This is a genomic window from Sphingomonas sp. (assembly GCF_025362505.1).
Lineage (GTDB): Bacteria > Pseudomonadota > Alphaproteobacteria > Sphingomonadales > Sphingomonadaceae > Sphingomicrobium.
In genome coordinates, this window is sequence record NZ_JANYGG010000128.1 from 1 (window position 1) to 16,388 (window position 16,388).

Annotated in this window: 15 protein-coding genes and 1 tRNA gene; 10 read left to right on the forward strand and 6 right to left on the reverse strand. The window is 65.9% G+C overall.

Annotation, left to right across the window (positions count from 1 at the left end; all coding sequences use genetic code 11):
- The 3 genes from Q0R27_RS12080 to Q0R27_RS12090 form a co-directional block, all read left to right on the forward strand.
- On the forward strand, positions 1–1,026 hold a 1,026-nt coding region (locus Q0R27_RS12080; RefSeq protein WP_293945127.1), incomplete at its 5' end, for an adenosylhomocysteinase.
- Positions 1,027–1,097: 71 nt separating this feature from the next.
- A tRNA-Cys gene (locus tag Q0R27_RS12085) sits at positions 1,098–1,171 on the forward strand.
- A 140-nt stretch (positions 1,172–1,311) separates the two neighbouring features.
- Positions 1,312–2,610, forward strand: coding sequence for a DUF3422 domain-containing protein (locus Q0R27_RS12090; protein WP_293945129.1), 1,299 nt, complete (start codon positions 1,312–1,314; stop codon positions 2,608–2,610).
- A 44-nt stretch (positions 2,611–2,654) separates the two neighbouring features.
- Here Q0R27_RS12090 and paaZ read toward each other — a convergent pair whose 3' ends face one another.
- Together paaZ and paaG are read right to left on the reverse strand one after the other, a co-directional pair.
- A complete protein-coding gene (gene paaZ, locus Q0R27_RS12095; RefSeq protein ID WP_293945131.1) occupies positions 2,655–4,682 on the reverse strand; it encodes a phenylacetic acid degradation bifunctional protein PaaZ in 2,028 nt (675 codons plus the stop codon).
- 19 nt (positions 4,683–4,701) lie between these two features.
- On the reverse strand, positions 4,702–5,493 hold the full coding sequence (gene paaG, locus Q0R27_RS12100) for a 2-(1,2-epoxy-1,2-dihydrophenyl)acetyl-CoA isomerase PaaG (protein ID WP_293945133.1): 792 nt from the start codon (positions 5,491–5,493) through the stop codon (positions 4,702–4,704).
- A 101-nt stretch (positions 5,494–5,594) separates the two neighbouring features.
- Here paaG and pcaF point away from each other — a divergent pair, with 101 nt between their 5' ends.
- The 6 genes from pcaF (at position 5,595) to paaE (ending at position 10,554) form a co-directional block, all read left to right on the forward strand.
- Entirely contained in the window at positions 5,595–6,797 is a 1,203-nt protein-coding gene (gene pcaF / locus Q0R27_RS12105) for a 3-oxoadipyl-CoA thiolase (RefSeq protein ID WP_293945135.1), read from the forward strand.
- A gap of 122 nt (positions 6,798–6,919) precedes the next feature.
- Positions 6,920–7,921 carry a 1,2-phenylacetyl-CoA epoxidase subunit PaaA gene (paaA, locus tag Q0R27_RS12110; protein WP_293945137.1) on the forward strand — a complete coding sequence of 334 codons (1,002 nt, stop codon included), beginning with the start codon at positions 6,920–6,922 and terminating at the stop codon, positions 7,919–7,921.
- On the forward strand, positions 7,921–8,205 hold the full coding sequence (gene paaB / locus Q0R27_RS12115) for a 1,2-phenylacetyl-CoA epoxidase subunit PaaB (protein WP_366080315.1): 285 nt from the start codon (positions 7,921–7,923) through the stop codon (positions 8,203–8,205). Before paaA ends, paaB begins: the two co-directional genes overlap by 1 nt.
- A complete protein-coding gene (gene paaC, locus Q0R27_RS12120; RefSeq protein ID WP_293945140.1) occupies positions 8,205–9,005 on the forward strand; it encodes a 1,2-phenylacetyl-CoA epoxidase subunit PaaC in 801 nt (266 codons plus the stop codon). Before paaB ends, paaC begins: the two co-directional genes overlap by 1 nt.
- Positions 9,002–9,469 carry a 1,2-phenylacetyl-CoA epoxidase subunit PaaD gene (gene paaD / locus Q0R27_RS12125; RefSeq protein WP_293945142.1) on the forward strand — a complete coding sequence of 156 codons (468 nt, stop codon included), beginning with the start codon at positions 9,002–9,004 and terminating at the stop codon, positions 9,467–9,469. Before paaC ends, paaD begins: the two co-directional genes overlap by 4 nt.
- 8 nt (positions 9,470–9,477) lie before the next feature.
- Positions 9,478–10,554, forward strand: coding sequence for a 1,2-phenylacetyl-CoA epoxidase subunit PaaE (gene paaE / locus Q0R27_RS12130; protein ID WP_293945144.1), 1,077 nt, complete (start codon positions 9,478–9,480; stop codon positions 10,552–10,554).
- A 27-nt stretch (positions 10,555–10,581) separates the two neighbouring features.
- On the opposite strand, the gene Q0R27_RS12135 is transcribed toward paaE, so the two are convergent.
- The 3 genes from Q0R27_RS12135 to Q0R27_RS12145 are packed head-to-tail and all read right to left on the reverse strand — an operon-like array spanning position 10,582 to position 14,513.
- Positions 10,582–11,169, reverse strand: a complete 588-nt coding sequence (locus tag Q0R27_RS12135) for a TetR/AcrR family transcriptional regulator (RefSeq protein WP_293945146.1) — start codon at positions 11,167–11,169, stop codon at positions 10,582–10,584.
- A gap of 54 nt (positions 11,170–11,223) precedes the next feature.
- Entirely contained in the window at positions 11,224–12,402 is a 1,179-nt protein-coding gene (locus Q0R27_RS12140) for a 2-oxo acid dehydrogenase subunit E2 (RefSeq protein WP_293945148.1), read from the reverse strand.
- A gap of 11 nt (positions 12,403–12,413) precedes the next feature.
- A complete protein-coding gene (locus Q0R27_RS12145; protein WP_293945150.1) occupies positions 12,414–14,513 on the reverse strand; it encodes a transketolase C-terminal domain-containing protein in 2,100 nt (699 codons plus the stop codon).
- A 123-nt stretch (positions 14,514–14,636) separates the two neighbouring features.
- Here Q0R27_RS12145 and Q0R27_RS12150 point away from each other — a divergent pair, with 123 nt between their 5' ends.
- The gene (locus tag Q0R27_RS12150; protein WP_293945152.1) at positions 14,637–15,104 is read left to right on the forward strand and encodes an Lrp/AsnC family transcriptional regulator; all 468 of its coding nucleotides are present in this window, start codon (positions 14,637–14,639) and stop codon (positions 15,102–15,104) included.
- 90 nt (positions 15,105–15,194) lie between these two features.
- Here Q0R27_RS12150 and Q0R27_RS12155 read toward each other — a convergent pair.
- A partial coding sequence (locus Q0R27_RS12155; RefSeq protein ID WP_293945154.1) for an autotransporter outer membrane beta-barrel domain-containing protein occupies positions 15,195–16,388 on the reverse strand: 1,194 nt, incomplete at its 5' end.

A 16,388-nucleotide genomic window follows, 5' to 3' on the forward strand; every position in this document is an offset into this window, starting at 1 on the left:
ACCTGCAACATGATCCTCGACGACGGCGGCGACGCCACCATGTTCGCGCTGTGGGGCGCGCGGGTCGAGGCCGGGGAGACGTTGTTCACCCCGAGCAACGAGGAAGAGGAAATCTTCGCCGCGACGCTGACGCGCTTTCTCAAGGACCGCCCGGGCTACCTCACCAGGACCGTCGCCAACATCAAGGGCGTGTCGGAAGAAACCACCACCGGGGTCCACCGTCTCTATGAGCTGTCGAAGCAGGGCAAGCTTCCCTTCCCGGCGATCAACGTCAACGACAGTGTGACCAAGTCGAAGTTCGACAATCTTTACGGCTGCAAGGAAAGCCTCGTCGACGCGATCCGTCGCGCCACCGACGTCATGCTCGCCGGCAAGGTCGCCGTGGTTGCTGGCTTCGGCGACGTTGGCAAGGGCTCAGCGCAGTCGCTTCGCAACGGAGGCGCGCGCGTGCTGGTCACCGAAATCGACCCGATCTGCGCGCTTCAGGCGGCGATGGAGGGCTTCGAGGTCGTGACGATGGAGGAAGCGGTTACCCGCGCCGACATCTTCTGCACCGCGACCGGAAACGCCGACGTCATCACCGTCGATCACATGCGCGCGATGAAGCCGATGAGCATCGTGTGCAACATCGGCCACTTTGACAGCGAGATCCAGATTGCGGCCCTCGGCAACATGAAGTGGACCGAAATCAAGCCGCAGGTCGACCTCGTCGAATTCGCCGACGGCAAGAAGATCATCATCCTCGCCAAGGGCCGCCTCGTGAACCTCGGCTGCGCCACCGGCCACCCGAGCTTCGTGATGTCGTCGAGCTTCACCAATCAGGTGCTCGCGCAGATCGAATTGTGGGACGGCGCGGCGAAGTACGGCAAGGACGTCTATGTCCTCCCCAAGCACCTCGACGAGAAGGTCGCGATGCTTCATCTCGAGAAGCTCGGGGTCAAGCTGACCACCCTGACCGACAAGCAGGCGGCGTACATTGGCGTGTCCCAGCAGGGCCCGTTCAAACCCGACCACTACCGCTATTGAACCGGTTGCCGCCCTCTCACCCGGCTGTTGCCATCAACGGCGCAGGCGCTAAGAGGGCGGCCTCCACGCGCGGCCCGATGGCGGAGTGGTTACGTAGAGGACTGCAAATCCTCGCACGCCGGTTCGATTCCGGCTCGGGCCTCCAACCCTATTGTCAGGCGTAACCATCCGCGCTCGTTCAGGCCAAAACTGGGCGGTCACGCGGGAATCTAGTGTTCACCAGTCCGGTGGTTCGATGACCGATTGAACCTTCTTGGGTCCGTTCGCATGGAAGAGGTCGCCGCTATGCCGTCCGAACAGGATCTCTCGCCAGCGACGCTCGTCGCCGATCACCCGTTACGACTCGCCCTCACGGAGGAGATGCACGCGCGGCGATTTCCTCCGCTCAAGCCGCCAACGGAAATCTGCCAGATTTTGATCCTGTTCGATGAATCGGACCTCAAGCGGGCGCGCGAACACTTCACGCAACTTCACGAAAGACTGAACGGTTTTCCGCTCGGTAATGCGCGACATTTCCGCGCGCCATGCGCGGGCGGAATCTTGTATTGGGAAATACATACCGAGTTCGTCACGCTTACCCATATCATGGAATTCGACGGGCATGACATCTTCGGCATCGACCGTCAGGGTCCGATCCTGGCAGAGTGCATCGACGGCGTTGGCGGATCGATTTACCGGGCGACCCGGATCGCGCTGATCGACCAATCGGCCGTCGTCACCCCCGACCAGCTGCTCGGCCTGTTCAAACAGGAAGATCTGGTGTGCTGCGACGTCGGCGATGGCGCGGCGCGGGTCTGGGCGGACTTTCGGCTGCATGACGATGGCTTCGGCCGACTGCTCGTCCAGGATCGCGGGCTTACCGGATCGGCGGCGGCGCGTGTCGTCCAGCAACTTCAGGAGATCGGCAATTACCGGAAAATGGCCTTGCTCGGCCTCGCGGAAGCGCAGGTACTGACCCCTTCGCTGCGCGACATCGAGGCGACGCTTACCGGGCTGATTTCGGAAATGGCACAAGGCGGCGAGCGATCGGATGCGGATCTGCTCAATGACCTCTCGGGCCTCGCGTCCGAACTGGCGCGGCTGACTTCGCAATCGCGGTTCCGGATCAGTGCCACCGAAGCTTACGCCCAGATCGTTGCCGATCGCCTTGCTGGCCTCGCCGAAGGTCGCGTAGCAGGCTATCCGACCTTGACCGAGTTCACCGAATTGCGACTGACCCCCGCCGTTCGGACGTGTCTCTCGGTATCGCGGCGATTGGAACAGGTGGCCGAGCACTCCTATCAGGCGACGTCGCTTCTTCGTACGCGAATCGAGACCGTCGTGGAGCAGCAGAGCCGTGACCTCCTCCAGTCGATGGATCGCCGCACCGACTTGCAGCTTCGCCTGCAACATACGGTCGAGGGACTGTCCGTGGTGGCAATCACTTACTATGTCGTGGGTCTGCTGCATTATCTGCTTGACCCCTTCGCGACCTTCGTTCGGCCACTCTCGGTCAATGCCGTGGTCGCGATTGCCGTCCCTGTTGTCGGGGCGTTCAGCTGGATCGCGCTGAAGACGGTCAGGAAGAGTCACGCGCGCTTGTAGATCGCGCACGTTGGCAGGCGCATGACGACGACGATGCCCGCCTCTCAGATCGCGTTCATCGTCAGGAGCTCGTAGGTCGCGACCGTGTCGTCGCCGCCGTCGGTCACGGTCACCGCCCAGCGGACCTCGCCATAGTCGTCGTTGCGGCGGGTCTTGGCCTTGACCGTCAGCGCGACTTTCATCGCTTCGCCGGGAACGAGCGGCTTCACGAAGCGCAGCTTGTCGAGCCCGGTATTGGCCAGCACCGGGCCCGGCGCGGGATCGACGAACAGACCCGCTGCGAAGGACAATATGAGATACCCGTGCGCGACGCGGCCAGGGAAGAACGGGTTCGCCGCCGCCGCTTCCTCATCCATGTGGGCGTAGAATTTGTCGCCGGTGAACTCGGCGAAATGCTCGATGTCCTCGATCGTGACGGTGCGCGGCGCGGTGCGGAAGGTTTTGCCGATGCGCAGTTCGCCGAAGCGCAGGCGGAACGGGTGCGGCCCGGCATCGTCCTGCGGCGCGCCGGGCAGCCAGCGGTCAATAACCCCACTCAGCGTACGCGGGCTGCCCTGGAGCGCGGTGCGCTGCATGTAATGCTTGACCCCGCGCACCCCGCCCATTTCCTCTCCGCCGCCGGCCCGGCCGGGCCCGCCGTGGACCAGGCCGGGCAGCGGTGAGCCGTGCCCGGTCGACTCGCGCGCGCTGTCGCGGTCGATCATCACGATCCGTCCGTGAAACGCGCCGACGCCGAGGACGAATTGCCGCGCGATGAGCGGATCGTGGGTGAAGAACGAGATGACCAGCGATCCCAGCCCGCGATTGGCGAGGCCGATCGCATCGTCGAGGTCGCGATAGGGCATCAACGTCGATACCGGCCCGAACGCCTCGACGTCATGGACGATATCGGCCGCCCACGGATCGTCCGCGCGGAACAGCAAAGGGGTAATGAACGCCCCCTGGCCCGCCGCAACACCCTTCGCGTCGACCGTATCGAGATCGCCGAATACCAGCCGCGCCTGGCTTGCAATGGCCCTCGCGTTGGCACGGACATCGTCGAGCTGGGCCTGGCCGGCGAGCGCGCCCATCGTCACCCCCTCGACCGACGGATCGCCGACGACAACCTCGCCGAGCCGCTGCCTGAGCGCCGCCTCAGCCGCGTCGAGCCATTGCGCAGGCACGAAGGCGCGGCGGATGGCGGTGCATTTCTGCCCCGCCTTGACCGTCATCTCGTTGACGACTTCACCGATGAACAGGTCGAATTCGGGGCTGTCGGGGCCCGCGTCGGGGCCGAGGATCGAGGCGTTGAGCGAGTCGCGCTCGGCAATGAACCGGACCGTTTCGCGCGCGATGACGGGATGCGACTGAAGCTTGATCGAGGTCGCCGCCGAACCGGTGAACGACACCACGTCCTGGCACGTCAGATGGTCGAGCAGGTCGCCGACCGAGCCGACGATCAACTGCACCGCGCCCGCCGGGAGCACCCCCGCCTCGGTCATGATCCGGACCGCGGCTTCGGTCAGGTGCGCGGTCGCGGTGCCCGGCTTGACGATCGCCGGCACCCCCGCGAGCAATGTCGGACCGAGCTTCTCGAGCATTCCCCACACCGGGAAGTTGAACGCGTTGATATGGACCGCGACCCCTTTCAGCGAGGTATAGACATGCTGGCCGATGAAGCTGCCGCGCTTGCCGATCGGCTCAATCTCGCCGTCGATCAGGATGACATCGTCGGGCAGCTCGCGGCGGCCCTTGGACGACATCGCGAACAGCGTCCCCGCGCCACCCTCGATGTCGATCCAGCTGTCCTGGCGCGTCGCCCCGGTCGAGGCGGACAGCGCGTACAACTCCTCCTTGCGCGCCATGATTGCCTGCGCGAGCGCCTTCAGCATCCACGCCCGTTCGTGAAACGTCATCGCCCGCAGCGCCGGGCCGCCGACACCGCGCGCGTGGTCGGCCATTGCCTTGAAATCCAGCCCCTGGCTGCCCGTCTCGGCGACCGTCGAACCGTCGATCGCGGACAGGATCGGAACCGCCCCGCCGGTCGCCGCGACCCACTGGTCGGCGGCATAATTGTTGAGCATCAGGGTCATCGGGTCTGCCTCTTGTCGATCAGCCGCCGGTAAACACGGGCGCACGCTTGGCCATGAACGCCGCGACCCCTTCGCGGTAGTCGGCGCTCCCGCCGAGCTCGCGCATCAGGTCGCGCTCATTGTCGAGCGCCTGGTCCAGTGTTTGCAGCCCGGATTCGCGAATGGCGCGCTTGGTCGCGGCGAGCCCGCGCGTCGGGCCGGCGGCAAACTTGCGGGCGAGCGCGCCGCTTTCCGCTTCGAGCGCCTCGTCGTCGACGCATTTCCAGATCAGGCCCCATTGCTCGGCCTTCTCGGCGGATAGCGGCTCAGCGGTCATCGCGAGCCCCAGCGCGCGCGCCTGGCCGACGAGTCGCGGCAAGACCCACGTTCCGCCCGAATCGGGGATCAGCCCGATGTTGGCGAACGACTGAATGAACTTCGCACTCCGCGCGGCAATGACGATGTCGCAGGCGAGCGCGATATTCGCCCCCGCCCCCGCCGCGACCCCATTGACCGCGCACACTACCGGCTTCGGCAGGGTCGCCAGCCGCCGGACCAGCGGTGCGTAATAGCGTTCGACCGAGTCGCCGAGATCGACCGGCGCATCACCCGGTGCGACCGCGCGGTCGGCAAGGTCCTGTCCCGCGCAAAAGCCGCGTCCGGCGCCGGTCAGCAACAGGCAGCGGATCACCGCATCCTCCTCGACCTCGCCAAGCACCGCGGCGACCTCGCCATGCATCTGCGCGGTGAAGCTGTTGAGCCGCTCGGGACGGTTGAGCGTCAGCCGAGCGACACCGCCTTCGACCTCGAACCGGATCGTCTCGTAACCCATCTGCTCGTCCCGCTGGTGAATTAACAGACTGCCCGGTCGGTCAATTCTTGGCAACGACAAACTTCCTCTGCTAGTTCGGCCGCATATCCGTGGAGACCGACATGACCGACGCCTTCATCTGCGACGCGGTGCGCACCCCGATCGGTCGCTATGGCGGCGCGCTCGCCTCGGTCCGTCCCGACGACCTCGGCGCCATCCCTCTGCGCGCGCTGAAGGAACGCAACCCGGGGATTGACTGGACCCTCGTCGACGACGTCGTGTTCGGTTGCGCCAACCAGGCGGGCGAGGATAATCGCAACGTCGCGCGCATGGCGGCGCTGCTTGCCGGGCTCGGCGCCGAGGTTCCGGGAACGACGATCAACCGGCTGTGCGGGTCGGGCATGGACGCGGTCGCCTGTGCTGCGCGCGCGATCAAGGCGGGTGAAGCCGACTTCATCGTCGCCGGCGGAGTCGAGAGCATGTCCCGCGCGCCGTTCGTCATGCCCAAGGCCGACACCGCATTCAGCCGCGCCAGCGCGGTCTATGACACGACCATCGGCTGGCGCTTCGTCAACCGGCTAATGAAGGCCGAATACGGGATCGATTCGATGCCCGAGACCGCCGAGAATGTCGCCGACGAATATCATGTCACCCGCGCGGACCAGGACCGCTTCGCCGCGACAAGCCAGCGCCGCGCCGCCGCCGCGCAGGCGAGCGGGCGGTTCGACGCCGAGATCGTCCCCGTCTCGATCCTCCAGAAGAAAGGAGACCCCATCATCGTCGCGCGCGACGAACATCCGCGCGAAACGAGCGTCGAGCAGCTTGGCCGGCTGAAGCCAATCGTCCGCCCCGACGGCAGCGTCACCGCCGGCAATGCCTCCGGGGTCAACGATGGCGCCGCCGCGATCATCGTCGCCAGCGCCGCTGCGGTGGAGCGCCACGGCCTCACCCCGCGCGCCCGCGTGCTCGGCTGCGCAACCGCTGGCGTGCCGCCGCGGATCATGGGCATCGGCCCCGCTCCCGCCTCGCTCAAACTGCTCGACCGGCTCGGGCTGACGATCGGCGCGATCGACGTCGTCGAATTGAACGAGGCCTTTGCCAGCCAGGGCCTCGCGGTCCTGCGCCAGCTCGGCCTCCCCGACGACGGCGACCACATCAACCCCAACGGCGGCGCGATCGCGCTCGGCCACCCGCTCGGCATGTCGGGGGCGCGGCTCGTTCTCACCGCGACCGAGCAGCTCCGGCAAACCGGCGGAAAGCTCGCCCTGTGCACGATGTGCGTCGGGGTCGGACAAGGGATCGCGATGGTGATCGAGCGCGTTTGAGGCTGATCGTCTGAAGCGGAAGAGCCCGCGCTTTCGCGATGACATGAATCAGCCGAACAACAAGGACTGAATTGATTGACCGGTCGGTCGGTTAATTCTATATCAGGCGCCGGAGACACGCGATGTATACGACTGAGCTTGGCAGGGCCGGGGAACTCGGCAAGACTGCGCCCACCCCGATCAGCCAGGAGGACCCCGGCCAAGTTGCCGCGTTCGAGGCGCGCGTTGCCGCCGACGAGTTCATCGAGCCCAAGGACTGGATGCCCGACGCGTACCGCAAGACGCTGGTGCGGCAGATCAGCCAGCACGCGCACAGCGAGATCGTCGGCATGTTGCCCGAGGGCAATTGGCTCAGCCGCGCCCCGAGCCTGCGCCGCAAGGCGATCCTGTTCGCGAAGATCCAGGACGAGGGCGGCCACGGCCTCTACCTTTACTGCGCCGCCGAAACGCTCGGCACCAGCCGCGAGCAGATGATCGATGCGCTCCACTCGGGGCGCGCCAAGTACAGCACCATCTTCAATTACCCCACGCTGACCTGGGCCGATATCGGCGCGATCGGCTGGCTGGTCGACGGCGCCGCGATCATGAACCAGGTGCCGCTCCAGCGCACCAGCTACGGTCCCTATGCGCGCGCCATGGTCCGCGTGTGCAAGGAGGAAAGTTTTCACCAGCGCCAGGGTTATGAGATCATGATGGCGATGGCCGGGGGGACCCCCGAGCAACGCGCGATGGCGCAGGATGCGCTCAATCGCTGGTGGTGGCCGAGCCTGATGATGTTCGGCCCGCCCGACGACAACTCGCCCAATACCGAACGCTCGATGCGCTGGCGGATCAAGCGCGATACCAACGACGATCTACGTCAGAAATTCGTCGACGCGACCGTTCCCCAGGCCGAGCTGATCGGGCTGAAAATCCCCGACGCCGACCTCGAATGGAACGAGGACCGCGGCCACTACGACTTCGGCGCGATCGTGTGGGAAGAATTTTACGCGGTCGTGCGCGGCGAAGGCCCGTGCGCGAAGGAACGGCTTCAGGCGCGCCGCAAGGCGTGGGACAACGGCGCCTGGGTGCGGGAAGCCGCCAACGCCTATGAAGCGAAGCGCCATGCCAGAAAGGCCGCCTGATGAGCGAGGACTGGCCGCTGTGGGAAGTGTTCCTCCGCTCGCGCGGCGGGCTGAGCCATCGCCATGTCGGGTCGGTCCATGCGCCCGACTCCGAACTCGCCATCCGCCACGCGCGGGATGCCTACACGCGCCGTTCGGAAGGGGTCAGCATGTGGGTCGTGCGATCGACCGACATCGTCGCGTCGGACCCCGACCAGTCCGGTTCGCTGTTCGAACCCGCCGCCGACAAGGTCTATCGCCACCCGACCTTCTACGACCTGCCCGACGAACTGAAGCATATGTGATGCCGTCGCTTCAGACGATCCAGCCCGACACCGTCGTCGCCGCCGAGCGGCGCCCGGCGCATGTCGACTATCTCCTCCGCCTGGGCGACGACAGCCTCATCCTCGCCCAGCGGCTTGGCGACTGGTGCGGCCATGCGCCGGTGCTTGAGGTCGACTTGAGCCTCGCCAATTTGGGGCTCGACCTGATCGGCCAGGCGACGCTGTTCCTCAACTACGCCGGCGAGCTCGAGGGCAAGGGCCGCGACGGTGACCGCTTGGCCTTCCACCGCGACGTGCTGGCGTATCGCAACTGCCTCTTGGTCGAACAGCCCAACGGCGACTTCGCCCAGACGATCGCGCGACAATTTCTCTTCTCGACCTACAGCCTCGGCCTGTTCGAGGCGCTGAAGAATTCGACCGACCCGCGCATCGCCGAGATCGCGACCAAGGCGGCCAAGGAGGTCACCTATCACGCCGAGCTGTCGGCCGACTGGGTCATCCGGCTGGGCGACGGCACCGAGGAAAGCCGCCGACGGATGACCGATGGCCTCGACTGGTATTGGCGCTTCGTCGACGAACTGTTTGACATGGACTCGGTCGAGCAGAGCCTTGCTACCGCCGGGATCGCCGCCGACAAGGCCGCGCTTCGCTCCGCATTCGACGCGACCGTTACGCGCGTCCTCGCCGAGGCGACGCTTGATGCGCCGGTCTATCCCTATGCCGTGCGCGGTGGGCGCGTCGGCCACCACAGCGAGCATCTTGGCCACTTGCTCGCGACGATGCAATACCTTCCCCGCGCCTACCCCGACGCGAAGTGGTGACGCAGCTCAACGCCGCCGCGGAGTCCGCGATCCTTGCGACGCTCGCCACCGTTCCCGATCCCGAGATTCCAGCAGTCTCGGTGATCGACCTCGGCATCGTCCGCGGCGTCCGCAGGCACCCGCCGGCAGTGCTGATCACCCCGACCTACACCGGTTGCCCGGCGACCCGCGTTATCGAACAATCGGTCCGCGACGCGCTCGACGCCGCCGGGTTCGCCGCGATCCCGGTCGAAACGATCCTGTCGCCGCCGTGGACCACCGACTGGATCAGCGACGCCGGCCGCGCCAAATTGCTCGCCTATGGCATCGCCCCGCCCTCCCCGCGCGGCAGCGACGTCGTCGCCTGCCCGCAGTGCGGATCGACCGAGACGCGCGAAGTCAGCCGCTTCGGCTCGACCCCGTGCAAGGCGCTATGGCGTTGTCTCGACTGCCTTGAGCCGTTCGACCGCTTCAAATGTCACTAGGAGCCTGAATGTCCGCCGGTTTCCACAGCCTTGAGATCACCGAAGTCCGCCGCGAGATCGACGATGCGATCTCGCTCCGCTTCGCCCTGCCCGAAGCCTTGTGCGACACCTTCCGCTTCACCCCCGGCCAGCACCTCACGCTGCGCACCGAGATCGCGGGCGAGGACATCCGCCGCAACTATTCGCTGTGCGTCGCCCCGCATGAGCAGCAGCTGCGCGTCGCGATCAAGCAGATCGCCGGCGGCGTCTTCTCGACCTGGGCCAACGCCACCCTCAAGCCCGGCGACCGGATCGAAGTCATGCCGCCCCACGGCAGCTTCACTTGGGCGTTCGATCCCGCGCGACGCGCGACCTATGCCGGGTTTGCCGGCGGATCGGGCATCACCCCCATCCTGTCGCTGCTCAAGACCGCGCTCGTCGCCGAACCGGGCAGCGACTTCATCCTGCTCTACGGCAACCGCACCAGCAACAGCATCATGTTCCTGGAAGAAATCGCCGAGCTCAAGAACCGTTTCATGGACCGGCTGCAGGTCTATCATTTCCTCGAACATGAGGAGGAGGATGTCGAGCTGTTCAACGGCCGGCTCGATGCCGACAAGATCGCCGAGGTGCTGACGAGCCTTGTCGACCCCGCGGTGATCGACGCCGCCTTCATCTGCGGCCCCGGCCCGATGATGGACGCGGTCGAGGCGGGCCTTCGCGACGCCGGCGTGCCGCCCGAGCGCATCCTGATCGAGCGCTTCACCGTCGGTAAGCTCTCTGCCGCGCAGGCCGCCGCGATGCATTTGGTCGAACAGAGCGCCGCCGGTCGCCAGGTCAGGCTGACCCTCGAAGGCCGCCGCCGCACGGTCGTGTTCGACGCCGAGCAGGGCAGCATCCTCGAAAATGCCCGGGCGAGCGGAATGCCTGCGCCCTATGCGTGCAAGGCCGGGGTCTGCGCCACCTGCCGCGCGAAACTCATCAGCGGCGAAGTGACGATGAAGGTCAATTACGGCCTCAGCGCCGAAGAGGTCGCAGCGGGCTATGTGCTGACCTGCCAGGCGGTGCCGCTGACCGACGACGTCGAGCTAGACTACGACGCCTGACGCTCCGACTCAGGCTCCGACTCCGACTCAGGCCCTCGCCGGCGCAACCAGCGCGAGCGCCATGTCGGCGACCATGTCGGCGCTCGCCGGCCCCGCCGCATCGAACCAGGTGTGGGTCCAGTTGATCATTCCGAACAGAAGCATCGTCTGCACGCGAGCGCGCACTGGATCGCCCGCCAGCGCAGGATCAATCTCGATCAACAACCGCTGCACTGCGTCGACCAGCTTGCGCTGCTTGGCAACGATGCTGCGGCGCTTGTCGTCGGGCAAATGCGCGAGGTCGTTGAGCAGCACCTTCTGCCGACTTGCCGCGCCGACATAGTCGGTCATGAACAAATGCAGCAGCCGATCGAGCCCCGCGCGCGCCGCGAGGTCCTCCGCCATGACCTTGTCGACATCGCCGACGAGCTGGTCGATGTGGCTCAGCATGACCGCGTAGAGGACATCCTCCTTTGACGGATAATAATGATAGATCAGTGACTTCGACGTGTTGCAGGCGCTTGCGAGATCGGCCACCGAGGACCCCCGAAAACCATGTTCGGCGAACAGCTCGGCGGCCTGCTCGACGATCGCCGCGCGCCGCTGCTCGTAATCGGCCGCCTGGGTCCGCGCCAAATCCTGCCTCCCTCTTCACCGTCGGGTAACAGGAATAGCCGACCGATCAATCGGTCAATTGATTGGCCAGCTTTCGATCGCATCGACGAACGCGCTCAGCCACGCATTCGTCTGGTGCCCGTCGAGCACGCGGTGGTCGATCGTCAGCGAGACATAGGCCATCGGGCGAATCTGGATCGTGTCCTGCCCGTCGACCTCGCGCACGACAACGCGCTTTTCAGTCTTGCCGATGCCAAGGATCGCCGACTGCGGCTGGTTGATGATGATCGGCGAGGCGAACAGCGACCCCGACACGCCGTGGTTCGAAATGGTGAAGGTCCCGCCCCTGACGTCAGCCCCCGTTAGCCGGTTGCCTCGCGCCTTGGCGGTCAGTTCGCCGAGCCGAAGCGCGATGCCGAGCAACGACTGGGTTTGGCAGCGCGCGATCACCGGGACGATCAGCCCCTTGTCGCCAAGCGCGGTCCCGACCCCGATATTGACGTCCTCGAACTGCTCGATCCGGTCGTCGTGCCAGCGGCTGTTGACCGCCGGCGCGGCACGCATCGCGGCGGTCGCAGCGGCGATGAAATAGGCGGTGAAGGTGAGGTTCGCGCCGTCCTTGTCATACGCCGCGCGATGCGCCTTGCGGTGGGCGATGATCGCGCTCAAATCGCATTCGAAGACCGCCGTGACATGCGGTGCGACAGTCACTGAATTGAGCATGTTCCCGGCGATCGAAAGTCGCATCCGGTCGTGCGGCACGCTGGTCACGCCACCCACGGCAGAGGCCTGAGGCGCCACCTTCGCTGAACTGCGCGACGCCACGAACATATCGACATCGGCGCGCGTGATCCGCCCCCCGCGCCCCGTCCCGGCGATCGCCGCCGGATCAACCTCATGCATCCTCAACGCCCGCTTCACCGATGGCGAAAAGCGAGCATCACCGCCCCCTCCCCCGACCATACCGGGCGCAGTCGAGGGACCTTCGGCAACCAATTTTTCCTCAGACTTGCCAGTAACCTGACCGACCGAAATGCGCCCCAGCAGCGCCCCCGGTTCAGCCTCGGCATCGCTCTCGAGCAAAATCTCGCACAGCACTCCTGCGCCGGGCGACGACACCTCCTGCGTTACCTTGTCGGTCTCGAGCTCGACCAATGGATCGTCGAGCGCCACCGCGTCGCCGACCTGCTTGAGCCACGCGCGCACGACCGCTCTGGTCCCCTCCTGCTCGTCGGGGACGCGCACCTCGATCATCGTCGTGCCGATCAAAACGCCACCAGCTCGTCGATCCTGGCCGCGATCCGCTCGACCGACGGCACCGCCCAGTCGAGCAGCACCGGGTTATGCGGGCTCGGGATGTCGGGCATCGTCAGGCGCGCGACCGGCGCGTCGAGATAGATAAACGCCTCGTCGGCCACCACCGCGGCAATCTCCGCTCCGAACCCGGCGGTCTGCAGATCCTCATGAACGATCAGGCACCGCCGCGTTCGCCGCACGCTCGCCAGCACTGCTTCCTTGTCCCACGGCATCAGCGTGCGCAGGTCGATCACGTCGGCCGACCGCCCTTGCGCCGCTTCCTCGCAGCGCGGCACCATCGCCCCCCATGTCACGATCGTGATGTCGTCGCCTTCGCGGGTCAGCTTCGCCTTGCCGAACGGCAGCGCGAAATCATCCCCCGGATAAGCCCGCCGCGCCCACGCCGCGTCGAGCATTGCGCGATGTTCGAAAAAAATCACCGGATCATTGCCGCGCAGCGCGCTCCGCAGCAGCCCGACCGCGTCCTCAGCGTTGGACGGCACCGCCACCTTCCACCCCGGGTTATGGATGAACGCGACCTCGTTGGTCTGGCTGTGCCAGGGGTCGCCGCATTTAAAGAATCCGCCCGGGATGCGCACCACCATCGGCGCCGCGAAACGATTGTCGGTTCGCCAGCGCATCGTCCCGCAGTCGTTAATCTGCTCGGTCGCCGGCTCTGCATATTTGCGGAACTGGATCTCGGGCACCGGCATCAGCCCGGCGATCGCCATCCCCACCGCGCGGCCGATAATGCCCTCCTCGGACAGGCTGGTGTCGAACACCCGCGCCGCGCCATATTTGTCCTGCAACCCGAGCGTCACCGCATGCACCCCGCCCTTGCGCCCGATATCCTCGCCGAACAGCACCACCCGCGGATTGACCCCGAGCTCATGGTCGAGCGTCCGCCGGATCGCGGTGACCATGTTGATCCGCTGCCCCCCCGGCACAGGTTCGTCGCTCATCGGCGGGGCCACGTAGCCGGCGGTGAACTGCCCACCCATCGCCTGCAACGCGCCTTCCTCAAAGAAGACGTTGCGCATCACCGACTGCGTGGTTGGTAGCGGACGCGCCTCGGCCGCCGCTCGCGCGCGCTCGACCTCGGCGTCGACCTGCCGCTCGATCTGCTCCCACTCGCCCTGCCCAAGCAGCGACCCATCGAGATACGCCTTCAATTTCGGCAGCGGGTCGCGCGCCCATTCGGCCGCGACCAGTTCGTCGGATTTGTAGGTCTGCGTGTCCTGGAAACTATGCCCCTGCAACCGCGGGACGGTCAGCCGCAGCAGGCATGGCCCCTGCCCCGCGCGCACGAACGCCACTGCACGATCGACCAGCATCGCCGCCTCGGCCGGGTCGGTCCCGTCACCGCTGATGATGTCGAGCCCGCGCCAGCTGGCAAGGTTGGCGGCGATATCGCCCCCCGGAGTCTGGAACGCCGACGGCACCGAAATGCCAAAGCCGTTGTCCTCGATGTAGAACAGCATCGGCAATGCTTGCGTCGTCGCGATGGTCAGCGCCGACCAGAAGCCGTTCGCCGCGACCGACGCGTCACCGCCCAGCGCTACCGCGATGGCATGATCGTAGGCCGGATCCTTGAGTACGGCGCGGTGATAGTCGATCGCCTGCGCCCAGCCCGCCGTCGGGGTATATTGCGCGCCCACCCCGCCGCACATCGGTAGCGCCGAGGCGCCCGCCGGATTGGGGAAGTTGAACACGCTCCCGATGTCGCGCCCGCCTGAATAGCCGCCCTCGCGCGCCATCGCCGAGGCCAGTGCGACCTCGGGGTCGACTCCGAGCGCGAGCAGCAGCGGTCGCGAGCGATAATAGCCGCATGCCGCGTCCTGCGGCCGGTCGAGCCTCAAGCCGAGCATGACCTGCGCCATGTCGTGCCCGCGCGCCGAAAATTGGTAGAGAATCTTCCTCTGAGGCACGAGCTGCTGTTCCTCGAGCGTATCGAGCGCGCGCGATAGCAGCGTCAAGTAAGCCACCCGCCGCCAATCGACCGCGGGATCGGGCGTGCGTGCGCCATGTCGAGAAATGGTCGCTGCGGGATCGGCTGTCATCAGTTTCATCGACAAAACCTTCCCTTCATTTCGAAACAATAACACGCTCGATATGAAAATTCGTTCCAGAATTAGACATAATGACTGCTATGCTGGATCACGCAATTCAATTTAGTACGAAAGATGATAAATATGGCCCGTACCACTCTCGACGCTGTTGACCGCCGCATTCTCGCCGTGCTCCAGCGCCACGGCGACATCAGCCACGCGCAGCTCGCGCAGCAGGTGTCGTCCTCCCCCGCCTCCTGCTGGCGGCGGATCCACGCGATGGAAGAGTCCGGAGTGCTCGGCGCGACCGTGCGCCTGCTCGACCCGACGGCGGTTGGCCGCGGGCTCGACGTCATCTGCCAGGTCCGCCTCGCCTCGCAGCAACCCGCTGCCCGCGCCGAACTCGAGGCCTTCATCCTGTCGCGCGAAGAGATCATGGAATGCTATTCGATGACCGGCGAGTGGGACTATATGCTGCGCATCGTCGTCGCCGACGTGCGCGATTATGAGGCGTTCCTGATGCAGGACCTGCTGCGCCAGGCGACGGTCGCCTCCTCCGCCTCCCACTTCGCCTTGAAGCGGATCAAATACACCACCGCCCTCCCGGTCTGACGCGCCGGCTTCGAACATCGCCCCAACGAAAAAGGGCGGAGCAATCGCTGCTCCGCCCCCTCTCAGGCTATAGTCGGATAGTCGCCCGGCTTAACCGCGCTCGCCCTGCGACGGCGGCGGAGGCGGCGGCGGCGGCGGCGGCGGCGGCACCGGGCACGCTGCCTCAACCGCGATCACCGACCCGTCGGCGCAGGTCTGCGTGGCCGGCGGCGGGGGCGGAGGAGGCGGCGGAGGCGGAGGAGGAGGAGGCGGCGGCGGTGCCACCTCGTGTCCGCCGAAGGCCACGCGGAACCCGACCGACGCGCCGTGGCTGGTCAACCCCTTGCGGAAGCGTCCTTCATAGCCCGCGAAGATCGCCGTCGACGGGCTGACGTTGAAGTTCAGCCCCGCATCCGCGTCGATCTCAGACCGGCCCGGTCCGACGCCTTCGACCGTGAAGCGCGAAGCTGAGTTACCGTTGAAGATCGCCGACACATCGCGATTGTGACGCTTGAGGTCATAGCGATAGGCAAGCCGGCCATAAGGCGAGATCGCGCTGGTCGGCGAGCTCGACAAGTCGATCCCGGCCAGTGCGGCGGTCTGCCGCACCTTGATCTCGCTGACCGTCAGGTTGAGCGCACCCGCACCGGTCTCGGTGAAGGATTTGATCTTCCCATCGCTGTAGTCGAGCCCGACGAACGGACGCAGCTTCATGCCCCCCATGTTGGCGTTGTAGCCAAGCGTGCCGATGACCTTGAACAGGTTGCCGGAGAAGTTGGCATTGGCCGTGCGGTTGATCGACGTGACGTTGATCGTCCGCACCGCGCTATACTTGCCATGCTCGTAAGCCGCCTGGAGATCGACATCGAGACCGCCGGGCATCGCGTAGTCAACGTAGGCACCGAACTGATAGGCGTTGCCCTTGCCGCGGCTGTTGCCGAGGCGATAGTCGAACTTGTCGTGGCTGTAGCCGCCCGCAACGCCGAACGTCAGGCCATTGTTGCGGAAATCGATCCCCATGGCGCCGCCATAGATCTTCTGGTCGGTGCCATATTTGAAGCCCTGGTTCTTGCCCTTGCCCCGCTGGCCGTAAGCGCGGCCCCACAGGCTTGGTCCGTCGACGTGGGCCGGCGTGCCGTGCATCTGGAGCGCGACCTGGCGAGTGAACAACTCGGACTGGTCGAGCAACCCGTTGGCATAGGCGCCATAGGGTTCCGGGCTCGCCTGATTGAAGAAGCTCTGCGCCTGCGCCGCGGTCATGTTGTCGACCGCGATGACGACCGTCGCCGCATCACCCGTGGCGCC